The sequence below is a fragment of the Spirosoma flavus genome, assembly GCF_054778555.1.
The window spans coordinates 649,309-674,794 of sequence record NZ_BAAGZL010000001.1; the positions used below are offsets into that span (position 1 = coordinate 649,309).

Genomic DNA, 25,486 nt, shown 5'->3' on the forward strand with positions numbered 1-25,486 from the left:
AAAGATATTTATTCCTGAGTTTCTTGAAAGCTTTATTTAGTTATATAACCGCAGATTAGCACTTTTTTCATATTGAAGGGCACAAAAAACACAAAAACCCGCACAAACAGGGTGTCTATGCAGGTTTTTGTGTTTTTTGTGCTCCCGAAGGATTAAAAATAGTACTGATATTCAGTCAGTTACAAGTGAATTTTTGTGCAGTTGACGGAATAGTTGACGGATTTGCAATAGGTAGTTCAACTTGTGTAAAATAGCTAGTCAATAGTTGACGGGTTGTAGTGAAGGCTTTGTGCATTTGGCTGAAAACAAGCTGCCTTCATGGATTAATAGACAATGAGTGAGTCGGAAACTATTATAGACATTAGGAATATGTACCGAACTATAGCGACTAATGAGCCTATGGTAAGCCTATTCGCAGACGGCTACTAGCATTGAATAGCAACTGGCCGCTGGTTCCATATTGTATGTGTAAGGCTTTGCCCTCGTAGCTGTCTGGTAAATTAACGGCATGGTTAATTTGCACCTCATCTGTGTTGACTGGAAATCGACCACATGACCAAACACTTGGGTCAGTCCAGTCTCCCGCCTTTAAGGTAATCATAGGCGCGTTAGGGTTAGATTCGACTGTAGTAGTTTGCGTGGCTGAACAACTATTAACATTAGTCGCAGTTACTAAGTAAATACCTGCCTGATTCACTACTGCCTGATTGCCTGATTGACTCATGATTCCTGGCCCACTGAATATATACGTATTACCTCCTCCGGCAGTTAGGGTTACGCTAGACTGAGTACAGTTTAATGTATCACTTGCCAATAGGCTCACTACAGGAGTTGGATTAATGGTTAGGATGACACTTGCTGTTGGACTTTCCACTCCATCACTAGCTGTGACGGTTATGGTATAGACTGTAGGTACACTCACTGTTGGGGCTGTTATCTGTAATGTAGCACCTGTTGCAGAAATGCCTGCAGGCTGGCTACTCCAGCTAAAGGAAGAGGGGGTGAAATTAGCGGCAACAGCTGTCAGGTTCAATAGACTGGCCGAACATATAGCAGGCGGATTAGTGGGGCTCACGTTGACAAAGGCCGGGGGAGTCACCTTACGAATTCGTTCATTATTCCGATCCACAATATATAGATTGCCGCTGCCATCCACTGTTATTCCTGATGGAAAATAGAGCTGGGCTGCTGTAGATAGTCCTCCATCTCCACTGAAGCCAATGCTACCATTACCTGCTATAGTGCTGATGATCCCCTGCGGGCTTACTTTGCGAATGCGGTGATTCCCTGTCTCAGCAATATATAAATTGCCACTACCATCCACCGCTATTCCATAAGGATCATTAAGTTGGGCGTTGGTGGCCAGCCCTCCATCACCTCCGTAACCTTGAATTCCATTGCCCGCTATGGTGCTAATAATTCCTCCTGGGGTTACCTTACGAATGCGCTGGTTAACTCGATCACTGATGTATATATTACCATTTCCATCCACCGCTACTGCACAAGGCAGATCGAGTTGAGCAGCAGTAGCTGTGCCTCCATCTCCACTAAAACCCCGCGTTCCATTCCCTGCGATGGTATTGATAATACCTGCTGAATTCACTTTGCGAATACGATTGTTAGCTTGGTCTGCAATATAGAAATTACCATTTCCATCTGCAGCTACTCCATAAGGTTGAGCAAGCTGGGCATTGGTGGCTGGCCCCCCGTCTCCACTGTAACCTGGACTTCTGTTACCTGCTACGACGGCTACATATCCCCCTGGGGAAACCTTACCAATAAAATGATTACCGTAATCAGCGACAATGGGAATATTATTTCCGTCTATCGCTATTCCTGTAGCTAAATCAAAATAGGTTACGCTACTAATAATACCTCCTGGGGTTACTTTACGAATGAAATCGTTGCCTGTATCAGCTATATACAGGTTCCCATTGCCATCTATTCCTACTGCGTTGGGATAGTTAAGTTGTGCATTGGTGGCTGGCCCCCCGTCCCCACTATATTGATCAAAGCCATTACCCGCTATGGTGTTGATGACCCCATCGGGTCTGACCTTGCGGATGCGATTGTTAGACACATCAGCGATAAAGAGGTTTCCGCTAATATCCGTTGCTACTGTGTAAGGAGCATTAAGTTTGGCGTTGGAGGCTTGGCCTCCATCTCCGCTAAAGCCAGCAATGCCGTTGCCTGCTATGGTGCTGATCATTCCGTCTGGACTCACCTTGCGAATGCGCTGGTTATACCGATCCGCGATTAAAATATTTCCATTACCATCCAACGCAACTCCAAGAGGAGAATTAAGCTGAGCAGTGGTAGCCAGTATTCCATCCCCATTATAGCCAGCGATACCGTTGCCGGTCAACGTGTTGATAAGGCCATTTGACGTTACCTTGCGGATGCAATGGTTACCAGAATCCGCGATGTAAAGATTACCATTTTCATCCACTGCTACTGCATAAGGACTTTTGAGCTGGGCAGAAGTTGCCGCAGCACCATCACCGCTGTAGCCTGCATTACCATTACCTGCTACTGTGCTAATGATTCCGTCCGACGTTACTTTGCGAATACGATGGTTTACGTACTCAGCGATAAAAAGGTTGCCATTATTATCCACTGCTATCCCAAAGGGACGATAGAGTTGAGCAGCTGTAGCTGTCCCTCCATCCCCACTGAAGCCAGCACTACCATTGCCCGCTACAGTACTGATTATTCCACCTGGAGTTACTTTGCGAATGCGATGATTATCAGAATCAGCAATGTAAAGATTACCACTTCCATCCAACGCTATTTTAACGGGATGGTTGAGTTTGGCGTTGGTGGCCGGGCCTCCATCACCTCCATAACCTTGAATTCCATTGCCCGCAATGGTGCTAATGGTTCCAGCGGGCGTTACCCTGCGGATGCGATTATTAATACCATCAGTGATGTAAGTATTCCCGTTCCCATCTACTACTACAGCAGCGGCATCACCAATCGCCACCGCCGTAGCAGTACCCACACCCCCATTAGAGCCTGCTACAGTATTGATGCGCTGGGCAAAAGTCGTCTTTGAAGATAATAAGAGAATTAGAAACCATACCGATGGCAAACCGCGTAAAAATTGATGCATGAATCAATAATTTAGGGATAGTCAGATAATATGTGGTTATGAACACTAAAAATATGGAAAAATAAATGCCTTATCAAAACCCTGTTTTCTGAGTGGATTACGTAATAGTGAAGCCAGGAGCAGGAGCAATTATTGGATAATTAGTGTGTAATTTTGCTTTTCAATCTAGCGGCCTTTATTGGCTACTTGGTTTGGTCAGAGCCGAGCGGGTGGTTCCCTCGGCTCATCGGGTCGGGTGGGTGGTTCCCCCGACCTTTTTTTATTTTATAAATGTGTCATGTCCTAAAATAGGTTTACAGCTCAGTTAAGAGCTGTAAATGAATAAACGACAAAAGGCAGTACGAGAATACTTGCTGGGTGGGTGCACCTACCTGCAACTGGAAAAAAAGTATGGCATCAGTAAAGCCACAATAAATCGGTGTGTGCTCAAGTATCAAGCGCAACAACAGGCTAAACTGAAAGGCGTGGGCTTATCTTCAGATCCTATGAAGCCCAAACCCAATCAACCAGCAAGCGTTGAGCAACTCCAAAAGCTTTTGGAGCAGGAGCGCTTCCGAAATAAGCTGCTGAACGCCATGCTCGATATTGCCGAGGATGAGCTGCAAGTCCCGATCCGAAAAAAGTTTGCGGGGCCGCCCGTGCGGCACCAAGCGGTCGAAAAAGTGAGGCACAACGAAAAGTGACACAGCCTGTCGGCGTTGTGTGCACTACTTGGTTATAGCAGGCAGGCATTTTATCAATTCCAGAAGAATAATAACCAGGCCTGCTTCGAAGCCGAGCTGGTTATTCAGCAAGTGTTGATCCACCGCGTTCAGCAGCCCCGCTTAGGCACTAGAAAATTACTGGTGCTAATGCAGGATTTTGTCCAAAAGCACCAGTTGAAGCTGGGTCGAGATGCGTTATTTGATTTGCTACGAGCCCATAAGCTATTAGTGAAAAAGCGTCGTCGAAGGGTGCAAACTACCTTTTCGAATCACTGGCAGAATCGGACCGCCGAAGCGGAAGTATCCAAACCTAATACGGGAGTATGTACCCATAGCACCTAATTCGCTATGGGTGAGCGATATAGTTTATGTTCTGGTCGGTGAGGGCTTTGCTTACCTGAGCTTAGTGACCGACGCCTATAGCCGCAAAATCGTCGGCTTCTGCGTGTCCGAGACCTTGAGCGCGATGGGTAGTCTGAAGGCCTTGTCTATGGCCTTGAAAGACTGCCCGGACACGAGTGGATTGATTCACCACAGCGACCGTGGCGTGCAGTATTGTTGCCTGGAGTATGTCAATCTTTTAAAGGATAATACCATCCAAATCAGCATGACGCAAAGCGGAGATCCATTGGAGAACGCTATTGCCGAACGAGTGAATGGGATACTAAAAGCGGAGCTATTAGCCGATCACTATCCCACCCTAGCAATGGCTAGAAAAGGGATTGCCCAAGCTGTCCTGATTTACAATTCATTGCGACCTCATAGCAGTTGTGACATGCTGACCCCACAGCAAGCCCATCAGCAAACGGGTAATTTGCGAAGACGCTGGAAAAATTACTATAAGAAAAGGGAAGTAAAGCTAGAAATTGCTAGCTAAATTTCGGTTGAGATATTGTAAACGGATAGTAGGACTCTAAACATGAACTAATAAATTCACTTCGAAACTGTAAACTTATTTTAGGACGCTACATGAATTTGAGACGTTGTTTTGTGAGATGGCAATTTGAGACTGTGGGATAATTCGTGAGGTGTTGTTTACTGATTATAGCGGCAGTCTCGGGGAAACGGGCGTTTCCAGAGACGGTCAAGTTTCACGCTTTCTTTGATGTATCGCATACCTATTCGCTTTAGTTTAGCAGCCTATATTCATTGGGTGATTGGCCAACTCGTTGTTTAAAGAGCCGGATAAAGTGCTGAGGATACTTAAAGCCTAAATCATAAGCGATTTGACTAACCGATTTCTGTTGATCAAAAATTCGCTCCTTGGCGACATCAATAACTTTTGCTTGGATATATTCCTGAGCCGGTTTGCCGGTTTCTTTTTTGATTAGGTCGCCAAAATAGTTGGCGGATAAATTTAATTCACCCGCGCAGTAGGACACCGATGGCAAGCCAATCAGTTGGGGTTTATCGGTCATAAAATACTCGTTCAATAACTGCTCAAACCGTTCTAAAATGCCCTTATTGACCGTAATACGGGTAATGAATTGGCGGTCGTAAAACCGCATGCAATAACCCAGGAATAATTCGACGTTGGCCACAATCAAGCGTTTACTATGCTTGTCGATGGCATGCTCCAGTTCGTATTCGATCTTAGAAAAGCAGTCCATCACAATGCTTCGCTCCCGACTGGATAAATGAAGCGATTCAAAGGATTGATAGCCAAAAAAGGTGTATTCCTGAATCGTTCGTCCTAGCGAAGTCCCGTGAATGAGATCGGGATGAAAGACTAGTGCATAGCCTTTGGGCTGATACGTTTCGCCATTACTATTCATACCAGCTACCTGCCCAGGTGCCATAAACACTAGGGTTCCTTCCTGGTAATCATATGTATGTCGTCCGTAGACTAAATCCCCGCACTTAACATCTTTTAGAAAAATGGTGTAAAATCCAAAATACATGCGGGAGCCTTGCCGAGGATCGGCTTTTGACAAATCAACCACACTAATCAGCGGGTGAAGCGTCTCATTGTTATTAAATGCGTTGTAATCGCTTATGGTCTCAAATTGGCGCAACATATCCATACTATTGTCGGTTTCTCCAATTCAAACTTAACGCTTTCCCAACGGCTTACCAGAGACAAAACACTAAATTAGGAATATTGGTAGTAATCCCCGTAATCTGTATACCAATCAGGCCAATAAATAGGGAGACCTTTGCCATATCATTTGTAACTACCTATGTAACAAGTTGTTTTGAACAATGGGGTAGAAATGCCCATCCTGGGATTTGGCGTTTTTCAAGTGACGGATCTAGCCGAATATGAACGAAGCGTATTAGATGCCCTTGCTACGGGGTATCGGCTCATCGATACGGCGGCTTCCTATGGGAACGAAGAAGCTGTTGGCCGGGTCATCAAAAAAAGTAGCATAGCCCGCAACGAGTTGTTTATCACCACCAAGCTTTGGATTCAGTCGAATGGCTATGAGGCCACCAAGAAAGCCTTCGAGGCTTCGTTGAAAAAACTGCAACTCGACTACCTGGATCTATATCTAATTCATCAGCCAATGGGCGATGTGTACGGCGAGTGGCGAGCCATGTAGGAGCTGTACAAAGAAGGAAGGATTCGGGCCATCGGTGTCAGCAATTTCGGGCCTGATCGGTTAATCGACCTAATCGTTCATAACGAAATCGTTCCGGCAGTTAATCAAATCGAAACCCATCCCTTTCACCAACAACTCGCAACGCAACAGTTTCTCATCGACAACCAGGTACAAATCGAATCCTGGGGGCCGTTCGCGGAAGGGAAAAACAATCTGTTTCACAATGAAGTGCTTGGTAAAATCGCTTCAAAGCATAATAAATCGATTGCCCAAATCGTCTTGCGGTGGCTTACGCAACGGGGTGTGGTAGCCATCCCTAAATCGGTTCGCAAAGAACGTATGGAAGAGAACTTTGATAGCCTTGGTTTTGCGTTAAGCGCGGATGACATGGAAGCCATCAAAACTTTAGATACAAATGCCAGTCTGTTTTTTGATCACCGTGATCCGGCAATGGTCAAATGGTTAGGCGAACGAAAATTAACGCGTTAAACCCCAATAAACTAGTATGAAAACCTTAGTTATCAGTATTCTTTTAGCCACCGCTAGTATTCAACTAATCGTCGCACAAAGTGCCAAATCAACAACAACTCCCAACAGCCAGGAACAGGAAATCATTACGCTCTCAAAAGATAAATGGGGTTGGATGTCCGATAAGAATGTGGACAAGCTAACGACCTTATTTGATGACCAATCGATGTTTGTTCACATGGGTGGAAGCTGGGGCAAGAGCCAGGAACTGGAGGTCATCAAGAACGGGACTATTTGGTACAAAAAAGCGACTGTCTATTCAACGACCTTCCATCAGATTGGCAATACGGCCATCTTGTTAAGTGACTTAGACCTGGTGGCCGTTGTGGGTGGGAACGAAGTCACCAATCCCTTTATGGTGACAGAAGTCTATGTAAAAGAAAACGGTAAATGGTCGTTAGGTCAACTCTCGTTTTCCAGGCTGATGAGACCCGTTAAAAATTAGCGAATGTTTTTAAAACCTATCATTATGCAACCTATAACGAAAGGCAACCAGCATACAGATACAACCCGTCGCAACCTACTTAAAACAGGATTGGCACTCGCAGGCGGGGCCTTGTTTGCCCACGATACAAAAGGAACTACGATTTCTTCGAGTCAACCCAATTCATTTACCCCAACGACTAAACCGGGACATCGTAAATTAGGCACATTGGAGGTTTCCAGTGTGGGCCTGGGTGTGCAGAATATGCATCGTACCTACCAAACGACGATTCCCTACCGGCCCGATATGATCAAAATCATTCGGAAAGCCTTCGATAGCGGTGTCACCTTATTTGATACCGCAGAAGCCTACGGTCCCTTTGAATGCGAACGTATTTTGGGTGAAAGCATCGCCCCGTTCCGTAACAAGATTGTGATCGAAACCAAGTACGGCTGGGATATTGACCAAAAGACGGGTCAGCGTCTACCCGGTTTGAACAGTCGTCCCGAACACATTAAGGAAGTAGTCGAAGGCATGCTGAAACGTCTTCGTACCGACCGGATTGATTTGTTATATCAACATCGGGTCGATCCAGCGGTTCCGATTGAAGACGTTGTAGGGGCTATCAAGGATCTTATTGGTCAAGGGAAAGTCTTGCATTACGGTTTATCCGAACCAGGCCCACAAACCGTTCGGCGTGCCCATGCCATTCATCCGGTTACGGCGATTCAGAATGAATATTCGCTGCTCTGGCGGGGGCCGGAAGAAGTCATCCTTCCCCTGTGCGAGGAATTGGGTATTGGGTTCGTTTGTTGGAGTCCGCTGGGTGTCGGTTTTCTGACGGGGGCCATTGACGCCAATACGCGGTTTGCTCCCGGCGACATTCGCGGCATTGAAGAACGATTCTCCCCGGAGAATCTCCCCAATAACCTGGCCCTGGTGAAACTGGTCCAACGTTGGGCTGAACGAAAACAAGCCACCCCCGCTCAGATTTCGCTGGCCTGGCTTATTGCGCGAAAACCGTGGATTGTTCCCATTCCAGGTACCACCCAAATGGCGCATATGCAGGAAAACGCTGGTGCTGCTGACGTGAAATTTACGCGGGATGAGTTAACTCAGTTCAATCAGGAATTATCGGCTATTACGATCAAGGGTTTGCGACTGCCACAAGCCGTTTTAAATTTCTCCAACGTTGAAGCGCCCACTAAGCCGTAAAACGGAATCCTAAACTTAATCCCAATGAAAAAGCTACTGTTCGTTGCCATCACGGTATTACTCTCTTCAACATCGTTTGCCCAGCATCAACTTGAGAAACTATGGGAGTCCGACTCGATTACTTTAAAAGGTCCAGAGTCCGCCTTATTCGATCCAGTCTCAAAATCCCTTTACGTATCCAGCATGAATGCGGGCGCGGTTGTGCGTATGGATCTTGATGGGAAAATTATCAAGTCTGACTGGGTAACGGGTCTGAATGCCAACAAAGGATCGGCCTTGTTTAAAGGGTTATTCTATACCGCCGAATTAGCCGCCGTTGCCGTGATCGATGTCGCTAAAGCATCCCTTATCAAACGCATCCCGATTGACGGCGCGGTGATGCTGAATGATCTGGCGGTGGATACCAAGGGCGTGGTCTATGTGAGCGATACGCGCACGGGAAAAGTGTATCGGATCGAGGGAGACAAACCCACTCTTTACCTCGAAAATATCCCCGGTGCGAATGGATTGCTTTGCGTAAATTCTGATCTGTATGTTGCGGGATCGACTACATTCCAAAAAGTAAATGCGGCCAAAGAAATTACCCCAATTGGAAGCGGATATGAAAGCGGACTCGATGGCATTGTGATGGTTGGCCCGAATGAATTTATTCTCAGCAACTACAAGGGTATTTTGTACTATGTGATGGCGGATGGAACCAACCAAGTGTTATTGGATAGCCGGGCCAATCGAATCATGGCCAACGATATAAGTTACGACAGTCGAACCAAAACCCTTTATGTGCCCTCCTTTGGTACGAATCGGATCTTTGCCTATAGCGTAAACTAAGCCATCAATATCGTTCAACCGGCTCGGCTGCGAGGTCAGTAAAGCCTGAATGACCTATGAAAAAGAGCCTGACTTTATCGCTACTACTAGCTTTGTTATTTTCTCCGACTATCACTCATGCGCAGTCGGTATCGTCAAAAAAGATTTTGATTGTCTATCTATCGCGCACGAACAACACAAAAGTCTTAGCCGAAATCATTCATCAACAGGTTGGCGGCACGTTAATCGTTTTGGAAATAGAGAAGCCTTACCCACAGAACTATCAGGCCACGGTTCAACAGGTCGTCCATGAGAATGAAACGGGTTTCCTACCGCCCTTAAAAACAAAAATTGACCGTATTCAGCAATACGATGTGGTGTTTGTTGGCTTTCCAACTTGGGGCATGCAATTGCCTCCACCAATGAAAAGCTTTCTGCATCAATACGACTTGAAGGGTAAAACCGTCATTCCATTTAATAGCAACGGTGGCTACGGCATAGGAAGTAGTTTTCAGACAGTCGCCGAGCTTTGCCCTAACAGTACTGTACTAGACGGATTTACCACCAGGGGCGGTTCGGAACGAGATGGGCAATTATTGGTCATTCAGGGAGCCAGAGCCAAAGAAGCCGAAACCGCAATACAAGCTTGGTTACGAAAACTGAAACTCCTTTAAGCAGCGTCTCGACTTTAAATGTCTTTATCTCAAAAAAAACCTCCTTTTTTGGGATTAGGTTTTAATCATATGAAAACTATCAATACCCCCCCTCTGAATTTTGACCGCGAATCTTTTTGCCTGGACTAGCGGTCGTAAATAGCGTTTTGGCTAAAGATTTGATATACCCCTGCCTACAGGTCAATTTCGTAGCGTGTCCCTTTTCGGTAATCAATACCAGCCTGCATTCGGTCGGTTGGTTTAATATGTTCGCTAACGGAAAACAAAAGCATTTGTCTCTTTTCAAGATGCAGATACTTCTTGATGATACGTAGTGGATTATTGAATTGATTGGTGTAGGCATTGCGGATGTTATGAGCCATGTAGTAACATTGTTGCTCCAGCGAAGTTCCAACTTGTTTTGTAGTTAGAAACCGAGCCGCTACGTTGTCGAACGTCGGGCGGTCGAGGTCATACAAGTTCCTCAACTGAGTGGCTGAAACAAACCGTTGGCGCGGTCGCGGGTACTCTATGACAAAACCCGTAATTGGACAGACAACAGCCCCCGGTTTTTGTGTAGTTTTTACTGATTCTACACCTTGTTTACACGGCTGGTTACTGTCACAGATTAACCCGGAATACAAGGGGTTAATTTGTGACAAATTAGACGTAATAAGGTCGGTTAATTCGTGACAGGTCGTACCTTTTACGTTCTTACGAATTAACAAACTAGAGTCGGTTAATTTATGACAGCTCTTATCTACTGGTTGAACTGTAACCGTCGGATTTATCAGGTTTTGCCATTTGATTCGGTTGTCTTTGGTGAGAGTTAATAAACGGGCATCAATGGCGGTTAACTTGTTCCAGGTCTTACCAATGAGCGCGGCCGTTTCTTCTTGCCACTTGCCGCCATATTGTTCAAATAAAGCCCGGTAGCGTCGTCTGTCGCGGCTCAATCGTTGCCGGTGAGTATTGGCCTGTTTGTGTGTCAGGTCGTCGGGTATATGCCAGTAACGGGGGTTACGCCCATTGCGGTAGATTTCCTGTTTGTCGAGTGGTAATTTAGCCAGGTCAATTGTAGAGTCGTCAAACAGAATTTCATTAAACGTATTGACCAATATAATTCCCAACTGTTTGTAATTTCCTACGTTCAATAAATCAGCTAAGGTGAGTAGTTTTATGGTCGTACCGTTGAAATACTCCATCTTTTTAACCCGAATCTCAAACCGTAACCAATTGCCGTTTAGATTTCTCTGTTTGCCTTTATCGTAAATCTTTACGGCATAGCGTTGTAGTTGGCAAACGTAGTACGGCGTATCACTGTGGGTATCCAGGTAAAACGGTTGATTCTTGTAACAAACCAGATTTTTCAAAACCTGACTAACCGAAAAGGGTAATTCGACATTTACACCAAACTCTATGTTGTTGATAGTCGAGCTAAACAGGTCGAAACCGTAAGAACATACCAACTCATCGAGCGTCAGTAAAAGATCATTCACTGTAAACTGATCGGCGTTGTATTGGCCGTTGTTATGAAACTTGTGTAAACTGCCTTTCATTTCAAGGCGGTAGCCGTGTCTGGTTCGTCGAGGAACGAGACGAAAGGTCAGCCCCCGGTCGAATGCCTTTCTGGTAGGGTCGAGAATTACGCCGGTTTGTCCGTTGACCAATGCCGCGAACGTCAAATGGTCATTGGCCAGTAACGTGTCTACATCTACCGAAACGTCCAGTATTTTTATTCCGTCGAACATGACATAGAGGAACCGCCCTCACGTCAGAGCGTGTGGAAATACCCCTTTGTGGAGCGGTTCGTTACGTTTGGAAATTAGTGGAGTAGTCCCCGCCCAATAACAGCCGATATAAACGCGGCCCGGTCTTTGGGATAAGGATAATAGGCGGGAAAATAACGGAGGGTCATACGGCCGGAATCGGTCGTAAATTGTACAATAACGCCGTTACGTACTTTTTCCCCTCTCTGCCCAAACGTCACAACATTGCCGATGTAAACGCCGGGGTAGTCGGTACGTTGCAAGCCCGTAAAGAACGTAATCTTTCGGCCTGACTTTTTGCCCGTACCTTTGGCTGTTTCTTTCTTTTGGGTAGTTGGCCCTTGTAGAATGACTTCCGCGTCTATGTTGTCGTTGAAGCGTCGTTCCTCTACAATCAATTCACGCGGAACCTTACAAAAGCCCGGCTCACATTCTTTAACCAGATACCGGCCCCGGTCGGCATCGAGCCGAAAGGTCAGGCGGTGCGAAGTCGGTAGATAGCTCATTGCCCCCGGCCTTCCTGTGCCTTGTGTCGGAATCGACGCGATTGTTTAAGAGCGGCCAATACGTCGGTTTTTTGATAACGAACCCGGCCGTTTATTTTGAGCGGGACTAGCACGGCGGGGCGGTCGTCGGTATCTGTGGCCCACTCATGCAACGTAGTGAGCGATACCTGTAGAGTTTCGGCGGTTTGCCGACGTGTCAACAGGTCAGGCAGGTTAAGACCCTCCGGCGCGGGTGGTGTGTAGTTCGCTAACTCCGAGCGAACGGCCCCGCGTACCAATTCAGTTAATTGGTCAGGGGTAATCTGAATTTGGGTTACTGTTCCAAACATGGCTGTACTTGATTATTTATACAGCTAATTTGGCGGTTCTTAAGGCGGGGGGTATAGGCGGGGGTACCCCCAATTTATCAGATACCACGCATTTTTTGGATGTCAGCCCTCATCACTTGTATTTCGGCAATTACAGCATCCACATTTAATAGTCTAGCGGCCTTCTCAACCGCGTCGAGATCGGCAATTTTGTATGGGACTTGTGAAGCTGTAAATGACTTTCGATCGTAGAGCAGTTGATTAACTTTCACATTCGCTCCCTTTGCCCCTTTAATATCATTATTGAAGTCTAACCCTGTAAGCAATGCAATAGCACGTAATTCAGGAGCGTCATCAGTATTAGCTGGTTTCCTGGGAAATAGCCCCTTTTGTTGTAGCAATCGGATAAACAGTAATTTTTGAGGGGCTGACAATCCTTTCTCTACTGGTTGTTCTTCTTCATCTGGTTCTACTGATTGAGGTTTTTCATATTTTACCTTGTCCAAGCCGAACAAATTATAGTATCTAGTAAGGGCGTGATCTATTTTCTTTAAAAATCCTGCTACTTGTTTTAGATGATGACTGAAGCTGATCAAACCTGATCCAAGCCACCCATTTATTTTCATGCCATTTATATACGGGCCTACGTGGAACAAAGGAGGACTATTGACCCATTTGTAATAGACCTGTTCTTTTTGCAGATACTCTCCTATCTCGCTATCAATAACTTTTTTATAAATAAGCCTCTCACTCATCCTGAACAGGTTCTCCTTCAACTCATTCTCAAACGCTATTACGTCATAAGTAGTTATTTCAGCATTATTCTCATACCTGGTTTGGAAACCGTCCTTATCGAATAAGTCATTGAAGGCACCTAACTCAACGCCTAAGTCGTCGGCTCTAATCGGGCTCCTACTCAAAACCTTCAAAACCGAATTAGCAGTATCACAGTAGATTACACAGATTGATCTTAAGAAGCCTAATTGAGTATTTGTTGCCATCAGGTCAAATCTTGGTTTGGTCGTCAATCAGTACTAAATTTTTTACCAGTGGTCAGCCGGTGGTCGCATAGTTCACATAAAATTTTAGGTTTTTGTTAGACACAGATAGATAGCACCTTGGGCGAGGTTGAGCGAAGATTTTCAGGGATAGAAATTAAAGTGTAAATAATCGAGTATGGCATATTATATAGGGATTAAGGAAATAATAGGCCAATATTATATTATTATTGTATTATAGTATATGTTTTAGTCGAAATATATTTATAAAGATAGAAAAGTATCCGAGTAGATTATTACAATATTGGTTGAGTTTCCCCCTTTAAAGGATTATTTAGATACGGTTAAGTAAAGTGAGGCAAAATGCAACACCTCGCGTCATGTGCATGGTGTTGGCGGATTTATAAGGAAATTTGCAGGTATTAGCAGAGAGCGAGGGACTGCAACACTCGGTATCCTAAAGAATACTGTAATCTTTTCAGGCAATTTCTTTTGTGGTTCTATCTTGGGAGCTGAGGTTTGGGTAAGTGCATAATCTATGCCGCCTGACGGGTCGGCGGCACTTGAACAACTAACCCGATAGGTTGTACTAAGTCTGCAAACTCTTTTACGTATTCATCACGTAGTTCAGTGTATTGTCGAATAGCTAATTGGTCGGGTCTCTCTTGGGCAGTATGCCGTTCTATAGCCGTGTTTGTGCGCTCAATCAGATCGAGCAACCGGGCAACCATTGCGGCCCGCTCATCTGCATTAGCCGGGTGGTTTTCGTTTAGATGTTCGTAGTTTTCCATCGGTCAATACGTTAGCTCTAAAAACCCTTTATTTCCCTTTGGTTTGGGTGTATTAAATCGAAAACTCCAATCAGCCCGGTCAAGGTCAAATAATTTGTAATTTAGATGATTGACCGGGTAAACCTTAACAAAATAGCCATCAACATCTTTTTGACCCAAATGCCGTAGTTGCCGCAAACTTTCAAAAAATAGCTCGTATTGTTCATAGAGCTGAAAATCAATAAACGTTACTACGTCAATATCGTTCGGGTTTAGTTTGCGAGTGACAAAACTTCCGTCAATCCATTGCGTAAAAGTTGCTCCAGTGGGCAAATTGGCCTGTATGTTCTCAGTGTATCGCTGGTAGGCATCAAACAATTTACGTCTTGTTTTCGATTCGGCAAACTCAACCACAAACACCCGCTCAATTATTGTCAGGTCTGTAGGGATTCCGCTATAAGGTATTAGATAACCTAAATTGTCAAACTGTAAATCGTTGGGCATATCTATTGAAAGTGGGCATGGTCAAGTAACATCATTGCGTTTTGCTCTGAAGAAACTTTGATGTAACGTAACAGCATCTTTTCCGAACGGTGGCCGGTAATCTTCATAATCTGAATAGGGTCAACCTTTGCTAAATATGCGTTTGTTGCAAAAGATCGGCGTGCCGTGTGCGTCCCTATCAACTCCCATTTTTCTACGTACCGCGTTTTACGGCTACCGCCCTCTGTGCGCGTAATTTCAACCCGTTCCTTTATCCCTGCCCTTTTTCCCAACTCTTTCAGATGCTCGTTTAAACGTTGGTTGCTGATTGGTTGAGGTGGAACCCCGTTATATTTTTCGAGAATAGCCCGCACTTTGGAATTGAGGGGTATTACGACCCGCTCTGCTGTTTTCTGTGTCCTACAGGTTAGCGTTCGGCCGCTGTGCGTAATGTTTTCAGGCCGTAGTTCAGAGAAATCAGAGAATCGTAAACCTGTATAACAGCCAATCAGAAAAAGGTCACGCGCCCGATCAAGCCCCGGCGTTGCGGTTAGGTTGAGTGTGAAAATTGTCGTCAGTTCGTCGTCAGATAGATATACACTGTCTACGTCCTCTGAAAACTTTCTAAAATCCCTATGCTGAAATATTGTGTTTGTGTGCAGTCCGTCCGCGTGAGCCTGTTTCAACAATATTTTCAGGTTCTTCAACAAACAGCCTACATAATTCAGAGTTAGCCCTCGGTTAGTCAGCCAGATTTTGAAGCTGTGATAGAACGTCAGGTTGTATGCATCATAATCAATCGGGTTTCCAGTGCTGGTATGATATTCGTCTAACAATCCTTTTAAAACACGGTAACTTGCCAGCGTAAAGCGGGAATATCGGGTGTTCTTGGCGTTTAGCCGTTTCCCATCTTCAGCCAGCCCAACAAATCGTTCGATAAAGGCTGTAAAGGGTTCACGGTCAACCTCAACAACTGGTTCAGGTTTCGTTTTCTTGACGCGCCCCATTTCGGTGTTAAGGTGCTCTTTCAGCGTCACATTGTCGAATGGATTGTGGCAAGTTGTAGCCGCGTCAGAATCATCTTAAACGCAGCTCTATGACGGTCAATACCCGCGTTGATGGTTTGGTACGTTTCCCGTAAGGCTCGGCTCTTCTGGTTGATGTATGCGCGTTGATTGGTTAAATCCCATTGATAAGGGTCAATGGTCAAACCTGTTGAGTAGACAAAACGAGTATTGTCGTAGCGGTAAAACAGGGAAATGAGCGTTGGCCGGTCGGCGCGAGGGTCTTTAAGGAGGAATTTTATGTCCTGGTCAGTAATAGTTTTCATTGGTTTTACCCGGTTTGGTCAATACCAAGTTACGAAGAAAACTAACACAGTTGACGGATTTAGTTGACGAAACCGAATATTTTATAATAAAGTCTGATAAAGAAAAAAGGTTAACTCGTTGATAATGAGTAAAAATTTACTCCAGCGAATTAACCTTTATTTGTAATCAGTGCTCCCGAAGGGATTCGAACCCCTATCGATGGTACCGGAAACCATAATTCTATCCATTGAACTACGGGAGCTGGCCCCAATTTTGGGACTGCAAATATAGCAGTCTGCTGCTTTTATTGCAAGCTAACTCCTAAATCAAAATGGGCTTTATTAACGCCGTCCGCGACCACCACGACGGTTTTCACCTTTCGGGGCCGGGCTACGTTTCCGGTCGGAACGACTGGATGAACGGCTACGGCTATTCTCAGATCGATTGTTTCGACCACTTTCGTAACGGCTTGAACGGCCAAAATCATTTGTACGCTGATCGGCTTTGTCGCTAACTAAAGCGAAATCCATGCTACGTCGGGCGAGATTGGTTTCTTTCACACGGACCACCACAGGATCGCCAAAAGTGTACATCTTTTTGTGGCGTTGCCCGACGATACGGTAATTGTCCTTGTCAAACTCGTAATAATCGTCGGTTAAGTCCTGCATACGTACCAGACCTTCGCAGTTGTTCTCCGTAATTTCTACAAAAAAGCCAAATTCTGTCACGCCTGAAATAACGCCCTCGAACACCTGGTCGGGGGCCATCCGACTCATAAACTCAACCTGCTTATATTTAATGCTGGCTCGTTCGGCTTCGGCTGCCATGCGTTCGCGTTCCGACGAATGCTTGCATTTTTCTTCGTATTCATCGCGATCAACCGATTTACCTTTGTCCAGGTAATGCTGTAATAGGCGATGAGCCATCATGTCGGGGTAGCGACGAATCGGCGACGTGAAGTGTGAATACCGTCGAAATGCCAGGCCAAAATGACCAATATCTTCTGTGCTGTATCGCGCTTTCGACATGGTACGTACCGCCAGCTGTTGTAACATATTGGCTTCGGGTTTGCCTTCAATGCTTTCCATAAATCGATTCATCGAGTTGGACAATTGAGCATCGTCGACATTCAGTTTATAGCCTAAACGTCGGGCGAAATCCGAGAAACTTCGCAGTTTGTCTTCGTCGGGGCCTTCGTGAATTCGATACACCATTACGTTCTCTTCACGATTCTTATTTCGCTTCGATAACGAATGCACAAATTCGGCTACGCGCTTGTTAGCCAGCAACATAAACTCTTCAATGAGTTTGTTGGTATCCTGCCGGATTTTAGGATAAACGGCTAATGGTACGCCGTTTTCGTCGAGCCGGAAACGTACTTCGGGTGTTTCGAAATTGATAGCGCCGTTTTTGAAACGCTCGTCGCGCAGCTTATACGCCAGTTCATTCAGCAGCCGCAATTCTTCCAGATAATCACCACTGTTATTGTTGAGGATGTCCTGTGCTTCTTCGTAAGCAAACCGCCGGTTTGAGTGAATCGCCGTACGGCCAAACCATTCGTTGACAATCTGTGCATTAGGTGTTAACTCGAACACCGCAGAAAACGTCAATTTGTCTTCGTTGGGACGTAGTGAACACAACCCGTTCGACAGTTTTTCGGGTAACATCGGCACCACACGGTCAACCAGATAGACGGACGTAGCACGCTTGTAGGCTTCCGCTTCCAGTTTTGAGCCCGGCCGAACGTAGTACGTTACGTCGGCAATGTGTACACCAATTTCGTAGTTACCGTTGGGAAGCAATTGCACGGATAGGGCGTCATCAAAATCTTTAGCATCGACCGGATCGATGGTGAACGTAGTAACGTCGCGCATATCGCGCCGATTAGCGAGTTCTTTTTCACCTATCTGGGTCGGAATGCTTTCGGCTTCCTGCTCTACGTCTTCCGGAAAATGAATGGGCAATCCAAATTCAGCCAGAATGGCGTGCATCTCAGTATTATTCTGCCCCGCTACGCCTAATACTGTGATAATTTCGCCCTCGAATTGCTGTTTGCGGCTATTGGATTCCGGGTATTTTGTAAGCCTGACAATGACTTTCTCGCCATCTTTGGCACCGCCTAATTTATCCTGCGGAATAAAAATATCCTCGTAAATCTTCTTGCTGTCAGGAATCACAAAGCCATAGGTCGGCCAGACTTCAATACGTCCTACCAGCTCGCTACGTCCGCGTTCTACTACGTTCGCTACCTTGCCCTCGATCCGTCGGCCACGGTTGCGCGAATCCGTGAAACGTATTACGCGCACACGGTCGCCATCCACCGCGCCGGCTAAATCGTCGGTAGATACCCAGATATCATCGTCGCGGTCGCCACGGACACCTGTGGCAGTATCAGGAATGACGAACGCAAAGCGTGAATTGACGTGATCGACAACACCTTCGATAAGATTTGCATCAGCGTCGGCGAGATAACTGCCGTCGGTCTGACGTATCAATGAGCCTTCTTCGGCCAATTCGCCAATCAGTCCGTGCATAATGAGTTTCATGCGCCGGTCGTTGGTACCGAAATGGTCGAGAACCTGCTCCTGAGTAAATGTCCGATCGTCATTAATCTGAAAAAAAGCCATCAGGTCATTTTTCAGCTCGTCCAGAAATGAATCTGCCTGTTTTATTGGTCCGGTTCGGGCCGATTTCTCCAACCCTTTTTCGCGGGATCGGGACGAATTGGCCCTTCCTGAACTAGGCCGACCAGCGGTTGACCCCCCGGTTGCAGGTTTGTTGTATTTATTTTGTTTTGGTTTTCCGTTTCTCATGTTGTTTCCTCAGCTTCACAGCGAGGGTAAAATTGATAAATACTGGGTGAAAACGAGGCAGAGAATACAGAATCAATGTCTCAATCACTCAGTACGATATGTTCTTCGGCAACGGCTGGCGCACCTACCATTTTTAGGTACACCTGCACCAGCATGACCATTGAATCGCGGGCGTACTGTTCAATACGTGGCCAGTCGTGTTCGCGGTAGTATACCTCGCTGGTATGCTCTCCGGTCCATTCGAGGGGGGGCGTTGGTACGTTCAGCACAGCCGCCAGCAGGTCGAGCGGAGCAAAATGCCGTTTATCGCCAAATTGCCACTGTTCCAGCGTGTCTTTGTGATTGATTTCCCACGGTTTTTTTCCGGAAATCTGTAGCGCTGGCGGGAGCGGCAACCCATTCGCCATCAGCCGACGACACAGATACGGGAAATCGAACTCTTTGCCGTTGTGCGCACAAAGAGTTAACTCGCCCTGCGGATATCGGTTAATTATTTCCAGAAATTCCTCCAGAATGGCCAGCTCAATGTCGTTGCTCAACAGCTTGACTTTCAGATGCGGTTTGTCTTCTTCATCGAAAAATAAACCCCCAACGCTGATGCAGATTATTTTGCCGAATTCGGCGTAGTACGATGCCCGTCGATCATACCAGCCAGCCGCCGAGATTTCGTCCTCTGTTTTAAAAAAACGGCTTTTTTCTTCCCATTGCCGTTGCAGGCGCGGGTCAACGGTTGTCAGCGATGGCTCACCCGCCACCGTCTTCAGATCGATGAACAGATAGTTTTTTAATCGACGCTTCCAGGAAACAGGTTGAGGCATAGGCTGTAACGCGGATATTTTATCCGCAGCGTTATTAACTATGCGGATAAAATATCCGCGTTACTCAGTCGTGCAAAATCCCGTCCAGGCCTAAAGCCGGTATTCGAACCAGGTTTTCATCAACGATACTGTCGGGCACGAAGATAAACTTCTTATCGAAAATCTGCTCATCGATGAAGTAGCTCACCCAGTATTCATTATTCAGATGAAACACATCGGGCATGATCGTTTCGACGACTTCGTAGGATGCAGGAGGTATTTCGGCAAAAAAATGCCGTAAAGTCGACGTTTTCTGCTCCTCGTCATCTTTCTGGCCGTAACCTTTCGAGGTAACAAATACGTTTTTGATCGCTACGTTGTTCTGGTTGATCAAAAAAACCTGCCAGTCATACCCTCCAATCTGATTTTCTTTTCGGGCAATTACAACCTGTACGCCCTCAACGGGCAAAAATTGAATGTCTTTTTTCATGCATTAAAACGCGGATGGCCAATCTGTATACCGGACCAACCGTGCGGTGAAACCGCCTTTAATTGCGGACTTCCGCCCGCGTTACCAACTCCATTTCAAATAAACTGGCCATGTGCCGCTGAACATGCCCGGCTACTTCATCCAGTGACACTTCCCGCCCTAATTCGGCCGCTAGCGACGTAACGGCTTTGTCGGTAATGCCACACGGGACAATATGGTTAAAATAACTCAAATCCGTATTCACGTTCAAGGCAAAACCGTGCATTGTGACCCAGCGGCTGGCTTTTACGCCCATCGCACAGATTTTACGCGGATTCTGCTTCACGTCCGATTCGTCCGAATCCGTTTCAAAATCAAGCCATACGCCTGTAAGACCATCAATTCGACCTGCCTGTAAGCCATAGTCGGCCAGCGTCAGAATGATACTCTCTTCCAATAAACGCATGTAGCGGTGAATGTCGGTAAAGAAATTATCCAAATCCAGAATCGGATAACCAACCAATTGACCGGGCCCGTGATACGTTACGTCGCCCCCGCGCCGGATGCGGAAGAACGTAGCACCCAGTTCGTTCGTAAGTCGATCCTGATCGATAAGCAGGTTTTCAGGATGTCCACTGGTGCCCATCGTGTAAACGGGTGGATGCTCACAAAACAGGAGGTAATTCGGCGTGAGTTGCTGCTCCTGATCAGATACGGTGCGGTTCAGAAGTTTCTGATTCACAATAATAGTAAACAACCGTTCCTGCTCATCCCAGGCGGTCTGATACTCGATTAATCCTAATTTCTGAACCTCTACTTGTTTATTGACGCGACTATTCATTTTTTTACGGACGAACAAGCCTTACCAGGGGTTGCTCCGCTACGTACTAACAACGTAATGGCTGGCTTTTGTTCGTTACGTCCTAAACCCAACCATCAGGAATGGCCCAGCATAACGAAACTGGCAAACAAGGAGAAGCCGAAGCCGTGCGCTACCTACGCGAAAAAGGCTACGAAATTCTGTCCCACAATTACCGTCACAAACACGCCGAAATCGATCTTATTGTCAAAAAAGATAAGCTTTTGGTTTTTGCTGAAGTGAAAACACGTAGTAACCTCAGCTACGGAAATCCGGAAGAATTTGTTTCCTACACAAAAGCAAAACTGGTGATGAAGGCCGCCGAAGCCTACATTTTTGCTACTGACTGGATACATGATGTTCGCTTCGATATCATTGCCGTTACGTTGTCAGGTAACCAGATGCGGGTGAAACATATCGAAGATGCGTTCTGCTAAAGCATAGCCCATCGAACCGCTATTATCGTTACGTAAGCCTTCAATAATAACCGACTGGCTTATAAATCTTTTCGGTCGAAAATTACGTTTAGTAAGTAGCCGCTACTTGGTGCATCAATAAACGCCTATGAACGTAATGATTATCCGGCGCTCGACGCTGCTTCTATCTGTTGTTGCTACCCTCCTGATCGCGTCTTGTCGAAAACCAGCCGACGTAACACCTGCTACAGATGCACAGGTAAATGACTGGATTCTGTCGAACATGCAGACGTATTATTTCTGGAACGATAAACTTCCTGCTAATCCCGACAAATCGCTGGCGCCCAGTCCATTTTTCTACTCGCTGCTGTACGATTACAATAAAACGACCAATCCCGAACGTGACCGTTTCTCCTGGATTCAGGAAAGTGCCGATCAATTGAAAGCGTCGCTGAGTGGTCAGTCGAAAACGACGGGGATTGAATACCGTCTGTTTTACCGCGACCAAACCCAGTCGTCTGTTGGCGCTACGGTTTTATACGTATCACCAGGGTCTCCGGCCGCAAAAGCAGGTATCAAACGGGGCGATGTGATTACAAAAGTGAATGGTCAATCGCTATCCGGAACGAACTATAGTCAATTACTAAACAGTAATGCTGACTCGTATACGTATGGTTTTGCTACGTTGAAAAACAACGTACTGACCGATACTGATCAGACGAAACAGGTAACAGCTGTTGTGTTGCAGGAAGATCCGGTGCTGCTGGATACAACGTATACGATTGGTTCTAAAACGATTGGTTACGTAGTATATAACCAGTTTACGCCGGGCGCTTATAAATCGGATGGAAGCACCGACAATACGTACGACCAAAAGCTGGATGCCATTTTCGGTAAGTTCAAACAGAAAGGCGTAAATGAAATGGTACTCGACCTGCGCTATAACCGGGGTGGCTACGTGAGTTCGGCGACCAATCTGGCTAGTCTGATGGGTAAAAATATTGACGCCAACAAAGTGTTCTATTCCCAGAAATGGAACAGTAACGTAATGGCCGACCGCGATAAGCAGTCTGGTGCTGGGTGGAATAATCAGAAATTTCTGGTTAAATCGACGGCTATCGGGTCTAATCTGAGTCGGTTATACGTACTGACAACCGGAAGTACGGCGTCGGCTAGTGAACTGATTATTAATGGGCTACGTCCATTTATGACGGTTACTACAATTGGCACGACAACGGTAGGTAAAAACGTAGGTTCAATTACCATTTCCGATAAAACGGGCGCTATTAAATGGGGTATGCAGCCCATTACGTTCAAATCGGCCAATGCACTGGGTTTTACGGACTATGGCGCAGGATTTGTGCCAGCGGTTGAAGTGAAAGAGCCGCTCATTGGTATGAAAGCCTTGGGTGATTTGACCGAGCCGCTGCTGAGCGAAGCCGTTTTTCAGATATCGGGTACACGCACAGCCCGCCGGGGAGTAGACGCAGATACACAGCAAAGTATCGGATCGTCGCTGGACCGTAAGGCGGGTGGCGGCAATATGTTTATTGAAAATTAAGCCAGAGCCGTTCATAATTAAAATTGTATTATTTTAAAACAAAAGCGGCTCCAAAGGCTGCTTTTGGGGTTTAATAGTGTAACTTTAGGATAAGCAATCCGCCAACACTATGTACGAGAAGAATATAGGTACGAAGCAAAAAGCATTACGTATTAACCTTGACCGGCGTATTTATGGGTCGTTTGCCGAAATTGGAGCCGGTCAGGAAACAGCCGCTATGTTTTTTAAAGCAGGCGGCTCTTCAGGAACCATCGCCAAAACTATGTCGGCCTACGACATGACCTTCAGTGACTCGATTTATGGCGTCGAAGAAAGCGGACGCTACGTGGTGGAGTCAAGGCTGGTAAAAATGCTGAGTAAAGAGTACAGTTTGCTGGAGAAACGATTAGCTGAAAAACGTGGTCCAGATACCACGTTTTTTGCGTTCGCTAATACGGTGGTTGCACTTAACTATCAGAAAACGAATGAGGCTCACGGCTGGCTTGGATGCCGGTTTCAGTTGAATCCGCAGGCTGGTTATAACGACGTCATTATTCACGTCCGCATGACGGACAATGAGAATATCCTTCAGCAACAGGCACTTGGAATTATTGGCGTTAACCTGATTTATGGTTGTTACTACTACGCCAAATCGCCCGAAACGCTGGTACTGTCGTTGATGGACGACCTGTCGCCCGAACGGATTCAGATTGACATGATTCGGTTCAACGGGCCTGATTTCGAAGGCGTAGATAACCGATTAATGAGTTTGCATCTGGTAAAAAACGGTTTCACCGATGCGGCTTTATTTGGTCCGGACGGGCAGGTTTTACAGCCATCCGAAGCGCTCTATAAAAAGCATATTCTGGTAATGCGCGGGCGTTTGCGGCCGCTGACGAACGTGCAGATGGATATGATTGAAAACGGCCTGAAACAGTTCAAAGACGAGTCTGATGTGGATGGAAATCGGGTGGTGTCGATGGCTGAATTGACGCTGCACAACCTGAAAGCCAATGAACAGGGCATTGATGAGAAAGACTTTCTGGATCGGGTAGATATTCTCTGCTCAATGGGGCAGACCGTGATGATTTCCAACTATCTGGAATATTACAAGCTGGTGGCGTATCTGGCCCGGCTGACGCGCCTGAAAATTGGCCTGATTGTGGGCATCCCAAACCTCGAATATATTTTTGAGGAAGGTCACTATGAGTTTCTGCCGGGGGGGATTCTGGAGTCCTTTGCTACGTTGTTCAGCCGCAAAGTGAAGTTGTTCGTGTACCCAACCCTGCGCGACGGTACGTTATATACCTGTAACGAATTTGAACTGCCGCCTACGCTGGAGCCGCTGTTTCAGTATCTGGTACGTAACGACAAAATTGAAGACATCACTGACTTCAACGAACAGCATCTGCACATCTCAACTGACCACGTACTGGAAATGATTCAGCAGGGAGAGGATGGCTGGGAAAAAATGGTGCCCGATCGAGTGGCCGAGCAGATTAAAGCCAATTGCTTATTCGGATACCCCTGCGAAGTTGAGTACGTACCGATTGGGCAGCAAGTACGTCAGCAGCAGGTTGAAGAACAGACCGTATCCAGCAGCTAAGTCTCAAAGCTACTTAAGCAGATAGTATTACGTGTGTAATGAATAGTCAACTGGCTATAAGCCAGAGGGATTATTCATGCTACGTTCCCTTAATTGGCGTATTGCTGTGCATATACCCGTTGTACTTTTTCGCGGGTACGCTTGAGACGCATTTTCACTGCGCTGTTCTTTAGGTTATAGGTCTCCGCAAGTTCCTCGATGCTCATACCGTCTTCGTATTTCATCCGAAGCAGTTGCTGTTCGCTTTGAGAGAGGGTTTGCATGGCCTTTTTCACTAACTGGAGCGACTCTTCATGCAGGTGAGCGTCTCTATTTTCGGCCATGTCGTAATGAGGGTTTTCATCCATCGACGTCATCGGAAGCCGTTTAGACCGACGTAGCTGGTCGGAGCAGTAATTGAAAGCGATGGAATAAAGCCAGGTGGAGAAAGTAGATCGTTCCTGAAAAGCATCTAACTTATCGAATACCTTCAGAAAAATGTCGTGGGTAAAATCTTGCGCTTTCTCGGAATCTTTGGTCATCGACAGACAGCGCTGATAGACTTTCTTAACGTAACGATTGTAAAGAGTTTCAAAACACTCGGAGGGCTGACTTGACAAATGCTGACGAATCACTTGTTCGTCCGTTAATGAAGTGTCCATGAAGGTTGCCAGTAGTTTCGGTTAGTTAGGTCTTGGGTTTAATTGTCTTTTTGACGTATATTTTCTGTTTTGGTAACAAATGATATATGAAAAAAACGGTGTTTGAGTATCTTTTCTTTAAAAAGTTCAATACATGGGTTGTATTATGCTAAATTATTTTTTTTCTAATTCTAAGATTCGTTAACATCTTCTTTATTGATTTTGCCTTGTACCTA

The 25,486-nt window shown here is 46.0% G+C and carries 24 protein-coding genes, 1 tRNA gene and 1 pseudogene; 10 read left to right on the forward strand and 16 right to left on the reverse strand.

The genetic code is table 11. The features are described 5' to 3' along the window. Window positions 1-397 precede the first annotated feature (397 nt). Complete coding sequence (locus ACYVF1_RS02520) at window positions 398-3,001, reverse strand: NHL repeat-containing protein (protein WP_461075288.1); 2,604 nt, start codon at window positions 2,999-3,001, stop codon at window positions 398-400. 428 nt (window positions 3,002-3,429) lie between these two features. Here ACYVF1_RS02520 and ACYVF1_RS02525 point away from each other — a divergent pair, with 428 nt between their 5' ends. Both ACYVF1_RS02525 and ACYVF1_RS02530 read left to right on the forward strand, forming a co-directional pair. Next, window positions 3,430-3,795, forward strand: a complete 366-nt coding sequence (locus ACYVF1_RS02525) for a hypothetical protein (protein WP_461075290.1) — start codon at window positions 3,430-3,432, stop codon at window positions 3,793-3,795. A 301-nt stretch (window positions 3,796-4,096) separates the two neighbouring features. Beyond that, complete coding sequence (locus ACYVF1_RS02530) at window positions 4,097-4,693, forward strand: IS3 family transposase (protein WP_461077789.1); 597 nt, start codon at window positions 4,097-4,099, stop codon at window positions 4,691-4,693. Between the two features lie 250 nt (window positions 4,694-4,943). On the opposite strand, the gene ACYVF1_RS02535 is transcribed toward ACYVF1_RS02530, so the two are convergent. Further along, window positions 4,944-5,840: a helix-turn-helix domain-containing protein gene (locus ACYVF1_RS02535; RefSeq protein ID WP_461075292.1), complete on the reverse strand. Its 897-nt coding sequence runs from the start codon at window positions 5,838-5,840 to the stop codon at window positions 4,944-4,946. Between the two features lie 189 nt (window positions 5,841-6,029). Between ACYVF1_RS02535 and ACYVF1_RS02540 the strand changes: the two are divergent. From ACYVF1_RS02540 to ACYVF1_RS02560, 5 genes and pseudogenes are all read left to right on the forward strand, one after another. After that, window positions 6,030-6,848: pseudogene (locus ACYVF1_RS02540) on the forward strand (aldo/keto reductase). Between the two features lie 16 nt (window positions 6,849-6,864). Further along, a complete protein-coding gene (locus ACYVF1_RS02545; RefSeq protein WP_461075294.1) occupies window positions 6,865-7,332 on the forward strand; it encodes a nuclear transport factor 2 family protein in 468 nt (155 codons plus the stop codon). Window positions 7,333-7,356: 24 nt separating this feature from the next. After that, entirely contained in the window at window positions 7,357-8,526 is a 1,170-nt protein-coding gene (locus tag ACYVF1_RS02550; protein WP_461075296.1) for an aldo/keto reductase, read from the forward strand. A 24-nt stretch (window positions 8,527-8,550) separates the two neighbouring features. Next, window positions 8,551-9,354, forward strand: a complete 804-nt coding sequence (locus ACYVF1_RS02555; RefSeq protein ID WP_461075298.1) for an ATP/GTP-binding protein — start codon at window positions 8,551-8,553, stop codon at window positions 9,352-9,354. Between the two features lie 56 nt (window positions 9,355-9,410). Next, a complete protein-coding gene (locus tag ACYVF1_RS02560) occupies window positions 9,411-10,007 on the forward strand; it encodes a flavodoxin family protein (protein ID WP_461075300.1) in 597 nt (198 codons plus the stop codon). Between the two features lie 173 nt (window positions 10,008-10,180). On the opposite strand, the gene ACYVF1_RS02565 is transcribed toward ACYVF1_RS02560, so the two are convergent. The 13 genes from ACYVF1_RS02565 to lipB all read right to left on the reverse strand — a co-directional run bounded on the left by ACYVF1_RS02565 (window position 10,181) and on the right by lipB (window position 21,050). Further along, window positions 10,181-11,737 (reverse strand): hypothetical protein, encoded by a 1,557-nt coding sequence (locus tag ACYVF1_RS02565; protein ID WP_461075302.1) that lies wholly within the window; start codon window positions 11,735-11,737, stop codon window positions 10,181-10,183. Between the two features lie 74 nt (window positions 11,738-11,811). Continuing rightward, complete coding sequence (locus tag ACYVF1_RS02570) at window positions 11,812-12,261, reverse strand: hypothetical protein (RefSeq protein ID WP_461075304.1); 450 nt, start codon at window positions 12,259-12,261, stop codon at window positions 11,812-11,814. Continuing rightward, window positions 12,258-12,590, reverse strand: a complete 333-nt coding sequence (locus ACYVF1_RS02575) for a DNA-binding protein (RefSeq protein ID WP_461075306.1) — start codon at window positions 12,588-12,590, stop codon at window positions 12,258-12,260. Before ACYVF1_RS02575 ends, ACYVF1_RS02570 begins: the two co-directional genes overlap by 4 nt. A gap of 77 nt (window positions 12,591-12,667) precedes the next feature. Beyond that, a complete protein-coding gene (locus tag ACYVF1_RS02580; RefSeq protein WP_461075308.1) occupies window positions 12,668-13,570 on the reverse strand; it encodes a hypothetical protein in 903 nt (300 codons plus the stop codon). Window positions 13,571-14,103: 533 nt separating this feature from the next. Next, window positions 14,104-14,358 carry a hypothetical protein gene (locus ACYVF1_RS02585; RefSeq protein WP_461075310.1) on the reverse strand — a complete coding sequence of 85 codons (255 nt, stop codon included), beginning with the start codon at window positions 14,356-14,358 and terminating at the stop codon, window positions 14,104-14,106. 3 nt (window positions 14,359-14,361) lie between these two features. Continuing rightward, window positions 14,362-14,841, reverse strand: coding sequence for a DUF6932 family protein (locus tag ACYVF1_RS02590; protein WP_461075312.1), 480 nt, complete (start codon window positions 14,839-14,841; stop codon window positions 14,362-14,364). Between the two features lie 2 nt (window positions 14,842-14,843). Beyond that, complete coding sequence (locus ACYVF1_RS02595) at window positions 14,844-15,857, reverse strand: site-specific integrase (protein WP_461075314.1); 1,014 nt, start codon at window positions 15,855-15,857, stop codon at window positions 14,844-14,846. Next, a complete protein-coding gene (locus tag ACYVF1_RS02600; RefSeq protein ID WP_461075316.1) occupies window positions 15,854-16,150 on the reverse strand; it encodes a hypothetical protein in 297 nt (98 codons plus the stop codon). Before ACYVF1_RS02600 ends, ACYVF1_RS02595 begins: the two co-directional genes overlap by 4 nt. A 170-nt stretch (window positions 16,151-16,320) precedes the next feature. After that, window positions 16,321-16,392, reverse strand: a tRNA-Arg gene (locus tag ACYVF1_RS02605). A gap of 79 nt (window positions 16,393-16,471) precedes the next feature. Then, complete coding sequence (rnr, locus tag ACYVF1_RS02610; protein WP_461075318.1) at window positions 16,472-18,943, reverse strand: ribonuclease R; 2,472 nt, start codon at window positions 18,941-18,943, stop codon at window positions 16,472-16,474. An 80-nt stretch (window positions 18,944-19,023) separates the two neighbouring features. Then, window positions 19,024-19,761 (reverse strand): 3'-5' exonuclease family protein, encoded by a 738-nt coding sequence (locus ACYVF1_RS02615; protein WP_461075320.1) that lies wholly within the window; start codon window positions 19,759-19,761, stop codon window positions 19,024-19,026. Between the two features lie 64 nt (window positions 19,762-19,825). Further along, window positions 19,826-20,230 (reverse strand): hypothetical protein, encoded by a 405-nt coding sequence (locus ACYVF1_RS02620; RefSeq protein ID WP_461075322.1) that lies wholly within the window; start codon window positions 20,228-20,230, stop codon window positions 19,826-19,828. A 58-nt stretch (window positions 20,231-20,288) separates the two neighbouring features. Beyond that, window positions 20,289-21,050: a lipoyl(octanoyl) transferase LipB gene (lipB, locus tag ACYVF1_RS02625; RefSeq protein WP_461075324.1), complete on the reverse strand. Its 762-nt coding sequence runs from the start codon at window positions 21,048-21,050 to the stop codon at window positions 20,289-20,291. 101 nt (window positions 21,051-21,151) lie between these two features. Here lipB and ACYVF1_RS02630 point away from each other — a divergent pair, with 101 nt between their 5' ends. From ACYVF1_RS02630 to ACYVF1_RS02640, 3 genes are all read left to right on the forward strand, one after another. Beyond that, window positions 21,152-21,505 (forward strand): YraN family protein, encoded by a 354-nt coding sequence (locus ACYVF1_RS02630; RefSeq protein WP_461075326.1) that lies wholly within the window; start codon window positions 21,152-21,154, stop codon window positions 21,503-21,505. A gap of 127 nt (window positions 21,506-21,632) precedes the next feature. Next, a complete protein-coding gene (locus ACYVF1_RS02635) occupies window positions 21,633-23,045 on the forward strand; it encodes a S41 family peptidase (RefSeq protein ID WP_461075328.1) in 1,413 nt (470 codons plus the stop codon). 109 nt (window positions 23,046-23,154) lie between these two features. Continuing rightward, window positions 23,155-24,630, forward strand: a complete 1,476-nt coding sequence (locus ACYVF1_RS02640; RefSeq protein WP_461075330.1) for a TonB-dependent receptor — start codon at window positions 23,155-23,157, stop codon at window positions 24,628-24,630. 89 nt (window positions 24,631-24,719) lie between these two features. Here ACYVF1_RS02640 and ACYVF1_RS02645 read toward each other — a convergent pair whose 3' ends face one another. Further along, complete coding sequence (locus tag ACYVF1_RS02645; RefSeq protein WP_461075332.1) at window positions 24,720-25,271, reverse strand: RNA polymerase sigma factor; 552 nt, start codon at window positions 25,269-25,271, stop codon at window positions 24,720-24,722. Between the last annotated feature and the right edge of the window lie 215 nt (window positions 25,272-25,486).

What these genes read in the sequence shown, in the direction of transcription:
- ACYVF1_RS02615 (WP_461075320.1), bottom strand. Translation starts at nt 19,761, where the DNA reads ATGCCTCAACCTGTTTCCTGGAAGCGTCGATTAAAAAACTATCTGTTC.
- ACYVF1_RS02550 (WP_461075296.1), top strand. Translation starts at nt 7,357, where the DNA reads ATGCAACCTATAACGAAAGGCAACCAGCATACAGATACAACCCGTCGC.
- ACYVF1_RS02600 (WP_461075316.1), bottom strand. Translation starts at nt 16,150, where the DNA reads ATGAAAACTATTACTGACCAGGACATAAAATTCCTCCTTAAAGACCCT.
- ACYVF1_RS02635 (WP_461075328.1), top strand. Translation starts at nt 21,633, where the DNA reads ATGAACGTAATGATTATCCGGCGCTCGACGCTGCTTCTATCTGTTGTT.
- ACYVF1_RS02545 (WP_461075294.1), top strand. Translation starts at nt 6,865, where the DNA reads ATGAAAACCTTAGTTATCAGTATTCTTTTAGCCACCGCTAGTATTCAA.
- ACYVF1_RS02535 (WP_461075292.1), bottom strand. Translation starts at nt 5,840, where the DNA reads ATGGATATGTTGCGCCAATTTGAGACCATAAGCGATTACAACGCATTT.
- ACYVF1_RS02640 (WP_461075330.1), top strand. Translation starts at nt 23,155, where the DNA reads ATGTACGAGAAGAATATAGGTACGAAGCAAAAAGCATTACGTATTAAC.
- lipB (WP_461075324.1), bottom strand. Translation starts at nt 21,050, where the DNA reads ATGAATAGTCGCGTCAATAAACAAGTAGAGGTTCAGAAATTAGGATTA.
- ACYVF1_RS02555 (WP_461075298.1), top strand. Translation starts at nt 8,551, where the DNA reads ATGAAAAAGCTACTGTTCGTTGCCATCACGGTATTACTCTCTTCAACA.
- ACYVF1_RS02570 (WP_461075304.1), bottom strand. Translation starts at nt 12,261, where the DNA reads ATGAGCTATCTACCGACTTCGCACCGCCTGACCTTTCGGCTCGATGCC.
- ACYVF1_RS02630 (WP_461075326.1), top strand. Translation starts at nt 21,152, where the DNA reads ATGGCCCAGCATAACGAAACTGGCAAACAAGGAGAAGCCGAAGCCGTG.
- ACYVF1_RS02580 (WP_461075308.1), bottom strand. Translation starts at nt 13,570, where the DNA reads ATGGCAACAAATACTCAATTAGGCTTCTTAAGATCAATCTGTGTAATC.
- ACYVF1_RS02590 (WP_461075312.1), bottom strand. Translation starts at nt 14,841, where the DNA reads ATGCCCAACGATTTACAGTTTGACAATTTAGGTTATCTAATACCTTAT.
- ACYVF1_RS02560 (WP_461075300.1), top strand. Translation starts at nt 9,411, where the DNA reads ATGAAAAAGAGCCTGACTTTATCGCTACTACTAGCTTTGTTATTTTCT.
- rnr (WP_461075318.1), bottom strand. Translation starts at nt 18,943, where the DNA reads ATGAGAAACGGAAAACCAAAACAAAATAAATACAACAAACCTGCAACC.
- ACYVF1_RS02585 (WP_461075310.1), bottom strand. Translation starts at nt 14,358, where the DNA reads ATGGAAAACTACGAACATCTAAACGAAAACCACCCGGCTAATGCAGAT.
- ACYVF1_RS02620 (WP_461075322.1), bottom strand. Translation starts at nt 20,230, where the DNA reads ATGAAAAAAGACATTCAATTTTTGCCCGTTGAGGGCGTACAGGTTGTA.
- ACYVF1_RS02565 (WP_461075302.1), bottom strand. Translation starts at nt 11,737, where the DNA reads ATGTTCGACGGAATAAAAATACTGGACGTTTCGGTAGATGTAGACACG.
- ACYVF1_RS02525 (WP_461075290.1), top strand. Translation starts at nt 3,430, where the DNA reads ATGAATAAACGACAAAAGGCAGTACGAGAATACTTGCTGGGTGGGTGC.
- ACYVF1_RS02575 (WP_461075306.1), bottom strand. Translation starts at nt 12,590, where the DNA reads ATGTTTGGAACAGTAACCCAAATTCAGATTACCCCTGACCAATTAACT.
- ACYVF1_RS02645 (WP_461075332.1), bottom strand. Translation starts at nt 25,271, where the DNA reads ATGGACACTTCATTAACGGACGAACAAGTGATTCGTCAGCATTTGTCA.